14 protein-coding genes are annotated in these 16,904 nt (G+C 39.3%); 10 read left to right on the forward strand and 4 right to left on the reverse strand.

All coding sequences use genetic code 11. The annotated features are described in order from the left end of the window. The first annotated feature begins 481 nt into the window (after positions 1-481). The 3 genes from rpmE (at position 482) to gad (ending at position 3,970) form a co-directional block, all read left to right on the forward strand. Complete coding sequence (gene rpmE / locus E2I05_RS02690; RefSeq protein ID WP_121853011.1) at positions 482-694, forward strand: 50S ribosomal protein L31; 213 nt, start codon at positions 482-484, stop codon at positions 692-694. Between the two features lie 503 nt (positions 695-1,197). Then, positions 1,198-2,445: a malic enzyme-like NAD(P)-binding protein gene (locus E2I05_RS02695; protein ID WP_121853010.1), complete on the forward strand. Its 1,248-nt coding sequence runs from the start codon at positions 1,198-1,200 to the stop codon at positions 2,443-2,445. 148 nt (positions 2,446-2,593) lie between these two features. After that, positions 2,594-3,970, forward strand: a complete 1,377-nt coding sequence (gene gad, locus E2I05_RS02700; protein WP_121853028.1) for a glutamate decarboxylase — start codon at positions 2,594-2,596, stop codon at positions 3,968-3,970. 287 nt (positions 3,971-4,257) lie between these two features. Here the strand turns inward: gad and E2I05_RS02705 are convergent, their stop codons facing one another. Both E2I05_RS02705 and E2I05_RS02710 read right to left on the reverse strand, forming a co-directional pair. Further along, positions 4,258-5,010: a substrate-binding periplasmic protein gene (locus E2I05_RS02705; RefSeq protein ID WP_165905457.1), complete on the reverse strand. Its 753-nt coding sequence runs from the start codon at positions 5,008-5,010 to the stop codon at positions 4,258-4,260. A gap of 619 nt (positions 5,011-5,629) precedes the next feature. After that, complete coding sequence (locus E2I05_RS02710; RefSeq protein WP_121853008.1) at positions 5,630-6,505, reverse strand: TraB/GumN family protein; 876 nt, start codon at positions 6,503-6,505, stop codon at positions 5,630-5,632. Between the two features lie 42 nt (positions 6,506-6,547). Here E2I05_RS02710 and E2I05_RS02715 point away from each other — a divergent pair, with 42 nt between their 5' ends. Further along, positions 6,548-6,859 (forward strand): prephenate dehydrogenase, encoded by a 312-nt coding sequence (locus tag E2I05_RS02715; protein WP_121853007.1) that lies wholly within the window; start codon positions 6,548-6,550, stop codon positions 6,857-6,859. A gap of 69 nt (positions 6,860-6,928) precedes the next feature. On the opposite strand, the gene E2I05_RS02720 is transcribed toward E2I05_RS02715, so the two are convergent. Next, positions 6,929-7,462: a DUF3016 domain-containing protein gene (locus E2I05_RS02720; protein ID WP_121853006.1), complete on the reverse strand. Its 534-nt coding sequence runs from the start codon at positions 7,460-7,462 to the stop codon at positions 6,929-6,931. 201 nt (positions 7,463-7,663) lie between these two features. Here E2I05_RS02720 and E2I05_RS02725 point away from each other — a divergent pair, with 201 nt between their 5' ends. From E2I05_RS02725 to ltrA, 4 genes are all read left to right on the forward strand, one after another. After that, complete coding sequence (locus E2I05_RS02725; protein ID WP_243641059.1) at positions 7,664-8,059, forward strand: hypothetical protein; 396 nt, start codon at positions 7,664-7,666, stop codon at positions 8,057-8,059. 157 nt (positions 8,060-8,216) lie between these two features. Next, a complete protein-coding gene (locus E2I05_RS02730) occupies positions 8,217-8,489 on the forward strand; it encodes an HU family DNA-binding protein (protein ID WP_121853005.1) in 273 nt (90 codons plus the stop codon). A 214-nt stretch (positions 8,490-8,703) separates the two neighbouring features. Further along, positions 8,704-10,626 carry an RNase E specificity factor CsrD gene (csrD, locus tag E2I05_RS02735; RefSeq protein ID WP_121853004.1) on the forward strand — a complete coding sequence of 641 codons (1,923 nt, stop codon included), beginning with the start codon at positions 8,704-8,706 and terminating at the stop codon, positions 10,624-10,626. A gap of 1,021 nt (positions 10,627-11,647) precedes the next feature. Further along, positions 11,648-12,928 carry a group II intron reverse transcriptase/maturase gene (gene ltrA, locus E2I05_RS02740; protein WP_133309448.1) on the forward strand — a complete coding sequence of 427 codons (1,281 nt, stop codon included), beginning with the start codon at positions 11,648-11,650 and terminating at the stop codon, positions 12,926-12,928. A 1,076-nt stretch (positions 12,929-14,004) separates the two neighbouring features. Here the strand turns inward: ltrA and E2I05_RS02745 are convergent. Continuing rightward, complete coding sequence (locus E2I05_RS02745) at positions 14,005-15,138, reverse strand: IS110 family RNA-guided transposase (RefSeq protein ID WP_133309449.1); 1,134 nt, start codon at positions 15,136-15,138, stop codon at positions 14,005-14,007. A 227-nt stretch (positions 15,139-15,365) separates the two neighbouring features. Between E2I05_RS02745 and E2I05_RS02750 the strand changes: the two genes are divergently transcribed. Together E2I05_RS02750 and E2I05_RS02755 are read left to right on the forward strand one after the other, a co-directional pair. Continuing rightward, complete coding sequence (locus tag E2I05_RS02750; RefSeq protein WP_121853533.1) at positions 15,366-16,271, forward strand: MSHA biogenesis protein MshI; 906 nt, start codon at positions 15,366-15,368, stop codon at positions 16,269-16,271. A 125-nt stretch (positions 16,272-16,396) separates the two neighbouring features. After that, the gene (locus tag E2I05_RS02755; protein ID WP_170179609.1) at positions 16,397-16,900 is read left to right on the forward strand and encodes a PilN domain-containing protein; all 504 of its coding nucleotides are present in this window, start codon (positions 16,397-16,399) and stop codon (positions 16,898-16,900) included. Positions 16,901-16,904 lie beyond the last annotated feature (4 nt).

Consider the following 16,904-nt stretch of genomic DNA (forward strand, 5'->3'; position numbering starts at 1 on the left):
ATAATACCTAAGACCGTTATAGGTCGTGATAATTGATAAGGTAATAGGGGCGGATAACCATCAGGGCTACAAGGTTAATATTTTGATAAATAAGGCGAATATATGACAGCAATGAACCCTGTTTTTTTAATAATTAATGCCTTGCAAATTGGGAGCGACCATATATGGTATTATACTTGAATACCCAAAGTCACTTGGTTTCCGTTTTTATGTAAATTATACCAATTACACCCTTATAGATTTCGTTATTCAAAGTTCAGGTTAAATAAATATGAACAAATGCTCATGATTTATCCACACCACTTCCTCCCTTTGTTACTGATTTTCTCTTGAAGCTTTAAGGCGTATAAGATAGAATTCTGCGCCTTATGGATGATCGTCATTGATGAATCCTTCATAAAACGAATTTTTTATTTTAACGCATGTGGTGTCCAGCTTCGGGTTGGGAGAGCGACATGGCCTTAAATTTGAGGTAATCCGAATGAAACCAGGTATTCACCCTGACTACGCAGAAATCACAGCAAACTGTACTTGTGGCAACGTTATTAAGATCAAATCTACTGTAGGTAAAGATCTTCACTTAGACGTTTGTGGTGCATGTCACCCATTCTACACTGGTACACAGAAAGTTATGGACAGTGGCGGTCGTATCGACAAGTTCAACAAGCGTTTTGGCGCATTGTCTAAGAAGTAAATACTTCTCATTGAACTTGGAAAGCGCCTTAAAGGCGCTTTTTTTATGCCTGAAAACCTGATTTAACGAATTTTTGTTCGAATTTTAAGTTCGGTGCTGGTCTGATGTGCTGATAGTTATAAGGTTTATTTTTGTTTAAAACCCTTGTCCCTCTCGTGTTCTTTTTTATCATTTTTTGATAAAAAAAGTCAGTAAATATAATTAAATAATTTTTTAAGACATAGATAATATCCAAACTTTATTTTAAATAACTAAATCGTTATTTTATTTCATTAAAACGTGCTTGTTTATGTTAATAACTATTAGTGATTATGTTGTAAATATTGAATGTAGTTAGCTAGTTAGGTAAAAGTTATACATTATAAATATCTTGTTTGAGGATGGGTTAAAGTCTAAAATTAGCCCCTCATTTTGCGAAACCCCTCAAATTTTATTTCGCACTATGTTTACTCTTTATTTTCTGTAATAGAAATACTAAATCAGCACACTCTCAGGACGTGAACATGCCCAACATTCGTCAACAAGCACTCGATTACCATGAATTTCCATCCCCAGGAAAAATGGCCGTTTGTTTAACTAAACCTGCAAAAACCAGTCATGATCTTTCTTTAGCATACAGCCCCGGTGTAGCAGAGCCAGTACGAGAAATTGCCGCCGATCCAGAAAATGCTTATCGATATACCGCCAAAGGAAATACAGTTGCAGTTATTTCAAATGGTACGGCGATTCTTGGTTTGGGTAATCTTGGTCCTTTAGCCTCTAAACCCGTCATGGAAGGGAAGGCCTTACTATTTAAAACATTTGCCAATATCGATGCAACTGACATCGAAGTAACAAATGATACCCCTGAGCAGTTCATTAACACCGTTGCGTCGATTGCAGATACGTTTGGTGGGATTAACCTAGAAGATATTAAAGCGCCTGAGTGTTTTGAAATTGAGAAAGAGTTAATTAAGCGTTGTAAAGTGCCAGTATTTCATGATGATCAACATGGAACTGCAATTGTAACAGCAGCCGGAATGATTAACGCCCTAGAAATTCAGGGCAAAAAAATTGAAGAAGCTGTTTTTGTTTGTCTTGGCGCAGGTGCGGCAGCCATTGCATGTATGAGCATGTTAATTAAATGTGGCGCACAGCGTGAGCACATTTATATGCTTGATAGAAAAGGCGTCATTCACACCCAACGTGAAGATTTAAACGAATATAAAGCCTTATTCGCTAACAATACGGATAAGCGTACTTTACAGGATGCCATTAAAGGTGCAGATGGATTTTTAGGCTTGTCAGGGCCAAATCTTTTATCAGCTGAAGACATTAAGTTAATGGCTGAAAACCCTGTGATATTTGCCTGTTCGAATCCAGATCCAGAAATTAAACCTGAGCTTGCTAAAGAAACACGCCCTGACGTGATCATGGGGACGGGCCGCAGTGATTATCCAAATCAAGTGAATAACGTATTGTGTTTTCCTTTCTTGTTCCGTGGTGCGCTTGATGTACGTGCGAAAGAAATCAATGATGAAATGAAGGTCGCAGCGGTTTATGCGTTGGCAGGATTGGCTAAAGAGCCTGTTCTTCAAAATGTACTTGAAGCCTATCCTGACGTGGCAGAGCTTAACTTTGGCGCTGAATATGTTCTGCCAAAGCCTATGGATCCAAGATTATTGCCTCAAATAGCGAGAGCAGTTGCACAGGCTGCTATTGACTCAGGGGCTTCTGAGTTAACAGAACTTCCGGCAGGCTATTTTTCATAGACTGAAATCTGAAGCGTTACTGAAAGGAGCATGTTTGCTCCTTTTTTTATGTTGGCATAGCAAAGAAAACTATTTTCATTCTGGCAGGAAAAATGCGCTGATTGCGATTAAGCTTGAATATAATTTACTTGTATTCATGGGAAATTTTATGCTACATAACAAGCAAACCAAATCCAATGCTGGCGTATTCACTTCGCCAGAATCTCAACATGAGCTTGAAAAAAACAGCTTACCAGATGGTTGCCATTCATCCCAAGTCGTACATCAATTGATTAAAGATGAGTTGATGTTAGATGGTAACTCAAGACAAAATTTAGCGACCTTTTGTCAGACATGGTTTGAGCCTGAAGTCATCGATTTAATGTCAATTGCCATTGATAAAAATATGGTTGACCGAGATGAATACCCGCAAACAGCCGAGATCGAAAAACGCTGTGTGAGCATTTTATCTGATTTATGGAACGTGGATGATTCAAAAGATGCGGTTGGTACTTCAACAACCGGTTCCAGTGAAGCAGCCATGCTCGGTGGACTGTCTCTATTACGAAAATGGCAGGCGCAAAGGAAGCAACTTGGTTTACCTTTTTATAAACCAAATATAGTGACAGGCCCTGTGCAGGTGTGCTGGCACAAATTCGCACGTTATTGGGACGTAGAGCTCAGAGAAGTTCCTATGGAGCATGAGCAATACTTACTTACGCCAGAAAGTGCTGTGGTACATTGTGATGAAAATACCATAGCTGTCGTAGCCACATTAGGGGTAACATTCACAGGTCAGTACGATCCCGTTGCTGAAATTGCCCATGCATTAGATGATTACCAAGATGAAACTGGCATTGATATACCCATGCATATTGATGCGGCGAGCGGTGGCTTTGTCGCACCTTTCTTACAGCCTGAATTAGAGTGGGACTTTAGGCTTGATAGAGTGCGTTCCATCAATGCTTCTGGGCATAAGTTTGGTTTAACGCCACTAGGTGTTGGCTGGATTATTTGGCATGAAGCATCAGATTTACCCGAGGAGTTGATTTTTCATGTGAACTACCTTGGCGGCAATATGCCTGATCTAGCATTGAATTTTTCTCGTCCTAGTGGGCAGATCATTTCGCAGTATTATAATTTTTTGCATCTCGGACGAGAAGGTTACACATCAATCCACCAGTGCTGTAGAAATATCGCGGTGTATTTAGCGGAAGAAATCAATAAGCTTGGTTACTTCGATATTATTTACAACGGTGAAGGGGGGATTCCGGCGCTGAGTTGGAAACTAAAACCAAATACAGATGAATTTACCTTATATGATTTAGCAGATAGGTTAAAGAATAAAGGTTGGCTCGTACCAGCTTATGCCTTGCCAGTTAATCAGCAGCAGACAGTTGTACAGCGAATATTAGTAAAACGAGGCTTCAGTTTCGATTTAGCCAGTTTACTCATTGAAGACTATAAACTGGCCATTGAACACCTACTTTTGCATCCTACGAGTGTGGCATTAAATGAGAAAGAGGCTGGTAGTTTTCGGCACTAAAGAACTGTCTCAAAATAACTTACCGATTTGTTACTGCTTAAAATTGTCAATATCAAGGCACGAAGAATGAAGTTTAGTTATTCTAAATGAAAAATGAGTAACGCAGAGAGTGGCAATTTTAAGCGTAACTCTTTGGGCTGTGTTTATTTTTGGCTTCTACTGTGTTGTCGAAAGCTTATGTAGAGTAACTACACCACACTTTCTTCGCCTTGTATAAGCTCAAAAATAAACGACAGCAAAACAGGGAAGTTATTTTGGGACAGTTCCTAACTTATTTTGCTCGAAAACTATTGTTCATTGTGGCAATAATTTTCTATTGAAAATTCAAGAGGTTCACTCATGATCACGTGGTTAATGTTTTCCAGTAACACATCATTGTTTACAACAAAACTGAAGGATTCGCCAAAATCACGTTTGAGTATTGTACTGAAATATGGGTTTTCCCTTACCTGACAATCATTGCCTATTTCACCTCTTCCTATTGCATCAATTTCATGACTTTCTAACGCTGTTAACAATGTCGTTTCGTCAGCATAGTCAACGATAACCGAACTAACATCTAAACCAGCTTCTTGAGCTCGTTGTACTGCGAATGTTTTGCCTGTTGTACCGGGGACAACACCAATTCTTTTATGATTGAAATCGGCATAGCTTTCAAATTCATCAGCATCAGAGTTTCTTATCAATAGAGACTGTGAGAAGCGAGCTGATGGCAGGCTAAATATTGCACCTTGCTCTTGTCTTGTTTGAGTAACTGAAAACCCACCGATGGATACGTCACATAAAGTGTAAGCTTTTGATGGCATAGACCAAAGCTGCTCGTAAATTTCCTCGGGGAAAAAATCAATTTTTAAATCTAGAGATTGAGCAATATGTCGCATGTAATCTGCCTCGAAACCTTTTCCTACGCCATAAGTAATGGGTTTGAACTGTGAATAGGAACACACTGTGAGTTTTCCTGGGCGCTTAGTTGGCATGTCGGCATGAGCATAAGTTGTTGAAGTGGCTAGAATTACGCCAAATAATGTGATCATTTTCATAATAAGTCCAAAATTCATTAAAATCGAACCATAAAAACAATGCTCCCTTCACATAATAGGGTCAACCAATGATGAAGCTAATTTAACCGTACTTATGGATGAAAAATTATACCAATTACAGTAATTAACTTCCCACTCAGCAGAGCTAAAGGATTTCAGTACAAGGCGCAAGTTTGAAGTACTATATACCCTAAGATCGCCATACAAAACTGGCGTTCAACGCACTTAGTGCTTTTGTCGGGATAATTCAAAAACTTGTAACCTAGTAATGGAATCCTTTAGCCTTGCCCTTCGGGAGCTTGTATGTGTCCAAATTACTACGCAAAACTGTCTCAACGTAGCAATGTAATAACGACAGTTTTGTATGTCGGTAATAACTATGTCTTCATCAATTTCACTTGTACTTTGAACACATACATAAGTACCTGTCGATAAGTTCTTTGATATTTATTGTGTTCAGGTTTAGTGCTATACAAGACGCAATGCAGGGCGCATAGCCGTAGCTATGTAACCGAAGTTGCAACACCGTAGAGTGCTGAAACTGGGCACTAGAAAATCTTAAGAAACTTATGGTCAGGTACTTAGCTCTGAGTTGGGAATTTAATAACTGTAATTGGTTTTACTGTTCACAAAGATTTGGCCAGCAGTACATCACTTCGGCACCTTGTTGTTTCAGGAACTGATTAATGCTGTTTTGGCCAACAAGATGAACAGCGCCTACGACGACAAAAAAGCTGTTTTGTTGATTTTTTTCTGATAACAGCTCAATGAGCTTGTCGCTCATACTTCGATTTCGTTGCCACAACATCTTATCAATCAACTCATCATTACCGTTTTGGGTTAACTCTGATTCAGTCAGTAGTGCCAACCCGTTTAGATCGCCATTTCTCCATAAATTAAACATATTGCTGAGTTTTGAATCCTCACCCTTGATGGCTTCGATGACCATAGCCCACTGGGTATCACTCGATAAAGAATTCAGTAATGAAAACTGGTACTCCATGCTTTCCAATTGTTCAATTTGTTTGTGTTGAGCATTTTTTAAGAAATAGGCATCAATGCCAAATTGAGGTGAAAACCCTTTTCCACTTAAACGGAAAAGCGTGATTTGAGCCGCTTGTAGCCAAGGCGGTAAATTTTCAATTACTTTACAAAATTGAATTTTATCCTCGCAATACTGTTTCAATAACTTGTCGATTTTTTTATCTTTGGCTGGCATATCAGTGTATTGGGTTAATAGCTTTGTGTCATTTTTAGAAGGTATGGCCTCAACAATGAGCGTGTTGCTTTTATTGAAATGCTGCTGAATTGTTGGAGTTAGCGGATAGAAATCTGCCTTTCCAACATGAACCGAACCCAACAAATACATAGTGTTGCCGTTTAAATGCACCTTAAAAAAAGGTGGCGTATCTTTAACATCGGCAAAAACCTGAACCGGAAATAAGCTTAAGGCAGCTAAAAATAAAGGAAGGATGTTTTTGCGGCTGAGGTTCATTTTTTTTATAATCCTACAAGTTTATTATTTGAGAAGTCTTTTATGCCATACAGTAAGGTTTTTGAGCAAGTACAACAAAATATTCAATTAGCATATCGACAAGCCATTGATGCCGATGCTCGATTAGATAGTTTACAACAAGCAGGTTTAGGAAAATTTAAAGCGATATTCAGTAAAGACCAAGGCTTTTCAACAGAAAGTAATCGTTTTAAACCATACGTCGCAGAGTTAGTTGAACTGTATGATGATATAAAAAAAGATGCTGAGCCTGATACGGAGCTACTCAAAGATCTTGTCGCGCAGTTAGGGCTCGTATTGCAGATGATGCAAGAGTTTAAACAAAAGTCGAAATAAAACCTGTTTGGTGCAAATTGTTACCAAGGTTAAGACGCGGCCTGACGGTGTCTTAACCTTGTTGTTTTTTTAATCTTGTGAAAGTTGTTCCTTGAGCGTGCGGTTTACCCAGTTTTTAAGTAATTTGGTTTCGTAATTGAATGGCTTGTTCATCGCATTGTGAATGGTATCCATAAACGCCAAATCAGAGAGTTTTTCATCACCCTTGAAAACCTCATTCTTACCCTCAAGCACTTTATAACTGAAAGTAATTCGAGGAGGATAAATGTTTTTTATCACTCTAATATCATTGCTTGCAGCGCTAAATGTAGGTCTAACGTCTCCCGCTAAATCAAGGTTAGTTACCTCAAGGGAGATGGTTTGGTTTTCTTTGAGTACATTTGACGTCAGTTTATTGATATTTTTTGTCAGTGTTTCAAATAAACGATTTTGAAAGCGTGACTGCCTTTCTCCTGAAGACTTGATATCACGAAAGTGAGTAGGATCTTTCCAAGTAATGGTGACCGCGCCATCTTGAGTGATCGGATTTTTATCCGCAGTGTCGTGAGCCATAATAGAACCACTGAATGTGATCGCGATTAGAGTTAACAGTGCTTTTTTCATTTCATTGACTCCTCAAATTGTATAATAATGTATAATAATGTGTAATTAGAGCGTAAATATTATACTAAAGCGTGATTATTCATCACATTAACTATATCGAGTTAGAAAGAAAATACTTATTAAAGTTCCGCAATTGAATACTTTTGTGAACGAAATAGGCATAATTAATTTTCATTTTCAGTTTTTACAGATGGCAAAAACATGTCAAAGATCCCTGCTTTACTTCGCGTGTTAATGATGATGTACATTATGGTTGTTTTAATTGCTGTTTGGCGATTTTTTGAAGTACAAGAGGTTGATTTATTCACGTTAGGCGCCGCGCCTGTTATCTTTGGTATTTGGCATCAAAAGCCTTGGACGCTAATTGTCATGCGGGTTTACCTTGCTATTCAAACCCTCGCATTTTCGGCATTAGGCGTGACGGCTATTATTGCCTATCAATTAACACCTGAAGATGTTGTGGTGACGTTTAAAGGCGTGACGATTCCAATGTTACCGTTAGTGTTGAGCATTATTTTACTATTAGGATTTCAGATTTTTGTGGCGTTTACAAAACAAACTAAGCACTACTTGAAGACAAATACTGTTACTTCTTAAATTTGTGGCTATACTTGCTGGTGTACGCAAAGTACAGGGTAACTGTGCTGAAGTTAATATTGGTCGTAATTCTATTGTGCGTTTCATGAATTCAATATAAAGTCTTACCTGAAAGCGTTTATTTCTTAATTATCTATGGAAAGCAGAGACAAACAATATGAATAAAAGCGAACTAGTAGCAATCATGGCTGAAAAAGCTGACTTAACAAAAACTGAAGCCGCTCGTGCACTAAGTGCATTTGAAGGTGCAGTGACTGGTGCTCTTAAATCTGGTGATAAGGTTGCCATTTTAGGGTTCGGTTCTTTCGAAACTTCTCAACGTTCAGCTCGCACCGGACGTAACCCACAAACGGGTAAAGAAATTCAAATTCCTGCAGCAACAGTGCCTAAGTTCAAAGCAGGTAAAGCACTCAAAGACAGTGTTAACTAAGACAATTGATAATGTCTTAAGGTGTAATGCAATAGTTTGATTGCACGCCAAAGTGTTACAAAGCTTCCAATTGGAAGCTTTGTTTGTTTTAAGGGGAAATGGATTTTTTGTTTTGGATGGATCAGGAATAAAGTTGCCTTTTTCGATGTGCTCGCCAATAATCGCAATATTCAATGAATAAAAAAATAACAATAATCAGCAGGAAAGCAGACACATGAAACTCACTCGAGTGCTTACAAAGAAGCTGGCCAGTTTTTGGTTTTTTTCATTAGCATCAGTAGCGATTGTGTTTGTATTAGCGGCCTTCATCAGTTTTTTTCATTTAGCTAATCGTATCCAAGAACAACAAGTTGCTGAACTAAAAACTATGTTGATTGATCATCATAAGCAATATGAAAGCTGGGATCTTGAAACTTGGCTACCACCTGTGCTCATGAGTTATAAAACGATCAGTTTTGAACTTAAGGAAAACCATCAGCAGCATTTTGTCTACCAAGGTAATCTTACCACCTCATTTACAAGAGAATATGATCTTTTAATCGATGAAGATGCCCAGCTTACTATGTATTTAAAACTTGAAGCGCCATATAAATTGCATCGGATAGACGGCTTTGAAGTGGCGTTTATGTTGCTTGCGTTGAGTTTGATTGGGTTATTTGTTCGATTTGGTTTCAAGTGGTTATCAAAACAACTTTTTGGAGTAGAGGAATTAATTGAACGAGGACAACTTATTCTCGAAGGTAATCATAATCAAGCAATCGAACAAGTTGGTAATGGTCAGCCTAAAATCTTGAATGAGGCGATCACTCAATTGCTTGAAGAGTTACAAGATGCACACAAAGAGCGTTCTCGGTTTGATAAATTTATTCGTTCAAATACTTTTTTAGACGCAGAGACAGGCATAGGTAATCGACTTTTTCTAAAAAATCGATTGGCGGCTTTATCTAATGATTACGGAATGTTATCTCATGGCGTAGTGTACTTTTTAGAAATGGAAGAACTCGATATTGTTCAGCAAGAGATTGGCGATGTTGCTGTTATGGAGTTCTTACTGACCTGCGTTAATGGAATCGACACAGTATTGCAAAGCCAAGCCAATAGCTTTTTAGCAAGACGATCTTTCAATCAACTGGCGATAGTTGTCCCGCAAATTTCATTAATGGAGTCAGATTCGCTTGCTGGAAAAATTTTAAATATTTGTTTACGTCTGCCGCTTCCAGAGGGCGTGAAAGCGGATAATTTCTTTCATATTGGCGGAGCCTATTTTAGCGTAGCCGATGACAGTAACCAATTGTTAGAAGAAGCTGAAATGGCTTTGCGCGCCGCACAGTATCAAGGAAACAGTACTTGGTTCATGTATGACAAAGGCATTGTTGATCAAGAATTCGCCAAAGGCTCTGTGCGTTGGCGAAGCTTGTTAGAAGTGGCAATAGAGAAACACAAATTCGAAGTTTTTGTACAGCCTGTCGTTGACTATGAAGAATCTCCTTTACATCTAGAAGTGTTTGGGCGAATTCGTGAATCTAAAGAAAGTTATATTCGTGCACCACAGTATGTGCCAATGGCAGTGAAATGCGGGTTGATGCCGCAAATTGATCGCCTTGTGATTAACATGCTGCTGACGCAGTTTTTAAAACAAGCAAAATATCGAGATAATCACTATTGTATCAATTTAAGTCTTGATTCCATTTTAAGTGACAGTTTTGTTCACTGGCTTAAAAATCAATTGCTTGAGCACCGTAACTTGGTAAAACTACTCACTTTTGAAATTACCGAATCGATTGCTATCCGTCATCAAGCCCAGATTAAACCCGTATTTAATTTGCTGGCTAAGATGGGCGCATCTTTAAGTGTCGATAGTGTAGGGCAGCAGGTTGTTGGGAGTCAGTATCTCAAAGAGTTGGGTGTTCATTACATCAAACTTCACCCATCCATTGTTCGTCAGATTCATTTACGGCCAGAGAACCAATTATTCGTGCGCAGTTTAATAGGTTCGCTTTATAGAACTGATGTGCAGTTATGCGCGCAAGGTGTCGAGACTTTCGAAGAGTGGCAAACATTGAAAATTTTAGGCGTAAGTGGCGGGCAAGGCACGCTTTTTAGCGACATAGTTTCCTTGTATACCCGTGTTGCCTGAAATCACGCATCTTCAGATTGTATTTGTGGTAATTTCGTCATTCCCACGAAAGTGGGCAATGAAATAACGACAGTTTTGTATGTCGGTCATCTAGCGCCTTATATTGGAACACACAAATTTACTGGATTCCCGTTTTTACGGGAATGACGGATAATAAAGCCTACGGCTTTTGCTTGAACCTAAAAACATCAGTTGAACGCTGAGTATACGAGTAACTGTTTGAGCAATACGATGATTTTATTATCATGTTTTTCACCCAATGAGTGAAATGCTCTACGCTCACAAGCATGCTAAAATGGCTGCTATCTGCGTTGTAACTTTTGCAAGTAGAATAACTACTTGCTGCAAGCTACGTCTTAATATCAGCCATTTCTTCTACGCTTGAGAACGCAGTCAACTGATGTTTCTAGGGAGCGCCACGAAGCGCTTTATTCTGTTGCGGGATTTGTCTTAACGTATACGCAGCCAAGCGATTACATGGCCATAAACCAGAGACAGCAACGTTATTATTTATAATAAGTCCATCAGGTTGAAACGTACCTGACGGGATAATTACCAGTTCATCCCGAAATCTGACGGGCATGCATAATGGGTAACCGCTATGACATGAAGCCCTGTGACAAAGGCCTTGAATAAAGGTTGAGATGCAATGTAGGCCGCAGCATCAAGCGAATTCAGTTAAGCGTCGTAAATCAAAAAATGAAGATGGGGAGTCTTTCCTAGTTGACGAACCCTGACACAAACAGAGAAGCAACTGGTAAATGCATCTGTTTGATCTTCCGGCGTAATATGAAGTGGCATGTATTGAAGGAAATAAAGTGAACGTGGGAGAGCCTGAGTGTTGGAAGGTAGTGACTTGCACTATCCGAATATAAGGTAAACCGAAATTTCAGATAGGGCGCTCAGGCAGTCGGATGAGCCCATAGTACCGTTAACCGTGAAGACAACATAACTTTACATCAGGGAAGGGGCTCAGTGTTACACCCGTTTTTTAACGTAACTTTTGAGGTGGAATTGCCATATGGCTAACACTCCAGTAAATATCAGAATATTACAGCGAAAACTTTACTTACGCTCAAAGCTTAACTCGGAGCTTCGATTTTACAGCTTGTACGATAAACTCAGTCGCCTAGATATACTCGAAGAAGCCTATCGACGATGCAAAGCCAATAAAGGCGGAGCAGGAATTGATGGCATCACATTCAGTTATCTAGAGCAGCAAAAGAAAGTCGTTGCGCTGTTAAAAGAAATTCAAACTCAATTACAACAGAAAAACTATCGACCTAGCCCAGTCAAACGAGTAGAAATACTCAAAGACAACGGCAAAACGCGGAAACTTGGGATCCCGATAATCAGTGACAGAATTGTGCAAATGGCGATGACAATAGTGATGCAACCCGTCTACGAACCTCATTTACATGAACACAGTTATGGTTATCGTCCATGTCGAAGCGCCCAGCAAGCGGTAAAAGTCATTGAAATGAGCCTAAAACAAGGCTATCAGCACGTACTCGATGCTGACTTGAGCGCCTATTTCGATACCATCCCGCACGCTAAGTTGATGGCAAAAGTAGAAAGGCGAATAAGCGACAGCAGCTTTCTGAGTTTACTGAAAAGCTTTATCAAAGCGCCCATCAGCGTAGAGACGGTCAACGGGAAATGGCGAATAGAAGCAAGCCGATGTGGCACTCCGCAAGGTGGAGTTATCTCTCCACTACTGGCTAACATCTATCTCAACGATTTCTGTTTGAAAATACACGAAAAAACACCGTGTAAAATCGTTACCTATGCAGATGATTTTGTTGTACTTCATAAGCAAACCTACACACAAGAGCAACTGGACTGGATAACACAGCAATTAAGTGATGAAGGTCTGAAGCTAAATCAAAGTAAAACCCACTGTGTGGATATGGGAAAGCTGATGAATGAGTTTGATTTCCTCGGTTTTAACTTTCAACGGATCACAGGCCTCATCAAAGGCACCAGTTACATTAAGATACAGGCGTCTAAGAAGAGCCAAACAAAGCTGAAAAATAAAATCAGAGACATAGTGAAACACCGAACCTCAAATACACTTGGCGTACTGATAAATAAAGTTAATCAAGTTCTGAGGGGATGGAAACACTATTTTGGTGGGATAGGTTATCCCAGAGGTGTATTTTTCAGAATAAATGGATTTGTAGTAAACCGGTTCTATCGCTGGCATCGTCGCTTAAGTCAACGTCGAAGCAAGTATCTATCACGAGGTGCTTACGAAAAATTACGCCAAGCTGGTCTTGAGTATTTACCCACGACAAGATGATAAGCAAAGTGAAGGGGCTGAGAGAAGTGTAACAACAGAGCCGTGTGAGGGAAAACCTCATGCACGAAATCGAAGAGGGGCTGCTGGATAAGCGATAGCGAAGCCAGTAGCCTACTCTACTTGAAAAACATTCATGCTTTTACCCTGACAATAATTGGCCGTTAATTTATGAAATAATAATTTACAGCTGTTTTTAGGGCTCACTCTAGAGGCTGTTTATCTTTCAGGATTAAATTTTTTGCTATTTGAGCGTTTATCTGTTCAACCTAAATAAATCGGTTGGGAGCGTTCATATACGCAGAAAAAATTATTGATAGCAAGGCATGAATAGCAGCAAGTAGTGGTTACCGACATACAAAACTGTCGTTACTTCGTTTCTACTTGCAAAATTTATAACGCAGCTAGCGGTGATTTTGGCAAGTATATGAATGTTCAGCACTCACCTGATGGGTGAATTCGGGTTGTTTAATCTTGTATTTAACTTCAATAGATTAAAGTTAAATTGTGCGTTCAACTGATATATTTAGGTTCAAGGCGTAAGCAGTGAAGCTTAGCCATCTAAGTAAACGGGTTACAACACAGAACAGTGAACGCTCAAAAGCATCGAAAAAAGAGAGAGCGTAAATTGGTCGCTCTTTCTAAATCAAAGGTGCTGCGTTATCACTTGCTTATTTGGAAACGAAGTAACGACAGTTTTGTATGCCGATAATACCAAACCGTACAAGCTCTGTCTTGTATAAAATGACCAATTTATCGCTGCAAAAATAATCACGAAAGATAAACAGCCCCTTCTATGAGGACATCTTTGTCAAGCCCTTCAGTTTTTAATTTATTTCATTCAGTTTCTCTGGTTAAAAGTGTTGCTCAGGTTTTGTTGTGTCAGCTTAATGGCTAACCACCTTCTATCCGTTCTGACTTTAGTCAGTCACCTTAAATTGCATGCGCATTATCACGCCTAACCTGAATAATGATACTAACTCTTCTAGAAAAACGATTTAGCCTTGCTTATCAAGGGGCTGTACAGTTAGCATCGAACAACGCTTTACTACATTTTACTCTTTACTTGGTTATTTTGATTAAAGTGACATCGTTGCACCTGATGGCACTTCTCCATGCTCTAAATACTTCCACAGTTTGATAAGAAGTTTACGTGCCATAGCAACAATGCCGATGCGTCTCATTCGTTTACTGCCATGAGCGAAACGCTGTTCGAACCATAAACTCAATTCTGATTTGGGTTGATACCGTAACCAAAACCAACTGAGTTCAACCATAATCTTTCGTATTCGTCGATTACCTGACTTGCAAATGCCTTGCTCTCTTTGACTGTCACCACTATCGTAAGGCGTTGGTGTCATTCCTGCACAAGCTCCCACTTGTTTAGCGTTTTTAAATTCTCGCCAATGGAAAAACTCTGTTACTAATACCCAGCTCGATTGCCAGCCTACGCCTTTAAGCTGCATGAGCTGATTAATTTTTTGCGATGCGTCATCACAGTCATCAAGAACACGTTGTTTTTGTAATTTCTCAATTGCTTTAATTTGCTTGTCGACAATTTCATGCCTATCAAGTTCTCGCTCTATTTCCGTCACTAAATCTGTCGGTAAAGGCTTATTGAGAACCGCCGTCTTAAGTTGATTAACTTTCCCTTTTAGTTTAGAGATATTTTCCACGCTGATACCATGCAAACACAGAAGTGACTTAATTCGTGCGCTGTGACTGCCACGCTCTTTTACTAATCGTTCTCGCTCTCGGTTAATTCGACGCTTATCTTCAGCTTCTACATTTGGAACATTGATGATATTTAAAGCTTCTTGCTCTCCAGAGTGATAACGCATCAGTAAACGGAGCAAAGCAATCACATCAACTCTATCGGTTTTGACTTTCTTCTGTTTTCGGCTGACTTCAATACTAGCTGAGTCAATCACATGATTTTCGATGCCGTCTTTAATTAGCGCTCTGTGTATCCAGAATCCGTCTCTACCTGCTTCGTAACAGCTAATGACTTTGCAGTTTTCAACGCAGAATAGCTTTTCTTTTGCTAAGGCTATTTCATGATGTAGGGCTTTCCAGTCTCGGGAATCAATCGTTTTGACTCTCTTTTTTTCACCATTTGAAAAGCCAAGCTTCCAAGTTTTACTGCTAAGTTCAAAAGCAATGTACAAATTAACAAATTTTGCGTTATCTTTTACTTGAAGGACGGTGCTCATAATATTCCCCTTGTGTTGTGGTAACTAAAGGGTAGTTGAGTTACTGTCCTTCATAGTTTCTAGTACTATGAATTATAAAATTTTTGCTCACATGAGAGAAAGTGTTTTGTTTCTTGATACGAAAGGTGATTTACTTGACCAAGTAGTATTAATTGTTAGAAGATGGTTACAATCTGCTCAGCAAGCAGTGCGCGAAGTATAAAAACAATAATGATAAAGGCGGTGAGATGAGGCAAAGTCTGAGCAGGAGACTTATTTTTTGGGCTAAGTCCAAAAGGTCAAAATCGATAGGTATTTATGTTGCCAAAGCATCTCTTTGGTTACACACTAAAAATGATAATAGCGATAATACTCAATCATCTAAGAGCTTTGAAATACCATTTACGGATAATGATTGGGATAAGGCTTTTTCTGTCATTGCTTCACATTTCTCTAATGCTCAACTCTTCATCACTCTCGGTGTTGGCCGTTATCAACTGATACAAACGGATAAGCCGCAAGTTCCAGATTCTGAAATGACGCAAGCTTTACAATGGTCAATTAAAGATTTAGTCAACCTACCCCCAGCCAATGTTCATTTAGATTATTTTCATTCCCCAGTCGACAATAGTGGCAAGATTAATGTTGTTGCTCTTGAGCATAATGAAATGAAAAGGCTTGCTATTGCAGCAAAAAAATCAGGCTTAACAATAAGAGGTGTGTCGATTGAAGAGTTAGTTTTGAGTAATATGCCGCCGCTTGGTTCAAGCACTCACTCTCAGTCACGTCTTATCATTTGCCACCAATCAGGTGGTGATTTATTGCTGGCTGTTATTAAGAACAACGAGTTGCATTTACAGCGACGGGTTCGGGGGTTTCATGCATTAAATGCTATGAGTAAAGACGATTTAACTTATGGCGGGGCTGAAAATATAAGCTTGGAAATTCAGCGTTCTATGGATTTTTATGAAAGCCAACTGCGCCAAGCTCCGATTCATGCAATTGACATTCTGGTCGAAAATGTTGCTGAGCATCTAGTACCGCTGTTAGGTAAGAACTTTAGCCAGCCAATTAATATTGTAACCCATTCTAACGTGAGTGAGTTCTTAGCGACACTCGCCTTTGCTGAAATGCAGCGGGAGGCAAAATCATGAATATGTCTGAGAGCAGCTTAAAAACCAGAATCAATCTTTATAACGAAGGCCTTTTACCTAAGCAGTTAAGCATCTCCTTTAAACGGCTATTGTGGCTTATCTCGGGGTTAATTGGAGTGACAATTGTGACTGTTTTAACTTTGTATTGGCAGTCTTTGCAAGTGACTCAACAACTGAGCCAGTCCAAGCAGCAATCGATTGAATTAGAAAATCGACAAAAACAGCTCGAACAACAAATACTGGCTCATAAAGCATCAAATAACTGGGAGGTGATTGTTGATAAGCAAAGACAGTTACTGAGCATGAAAACAAAATTGCTGAGCGAGTTATCACAGCAAAAAGACGTTCAGAGTGAAAGTTATGTCTCCTTGCTGACGGAATTAGCCGAAACCGCAGATGGTGATAGTTGGTTAACTCATATACAAGTCAATGATGATAATCTTCAGTTGGCCGGAAATGCGATAGAAGCTGCCGCGGTACCACGCTGGCTCGAGCGACTCCAAGCCACAAAAACGCTGTCGGGACGTAAGTTTGATGGCGTAAAATTTAATCGTGATATAAAAGGCGCGCTGAGTTTTGAATTGATTGTTAATCCATCGGCTAAATCTGAGCTGAACAACCAATTATAGGAGC

The organism is Parashewanella spongiae (assembly GCF_004358345.1).
Taxonomy (GTDB): domain Bacteria; phylum Pseudomonadota; class Gammaproteobacteria; order Enterobacterales; family Shewanellaceae; genus Parashewanella; species Parashewanella spongiae.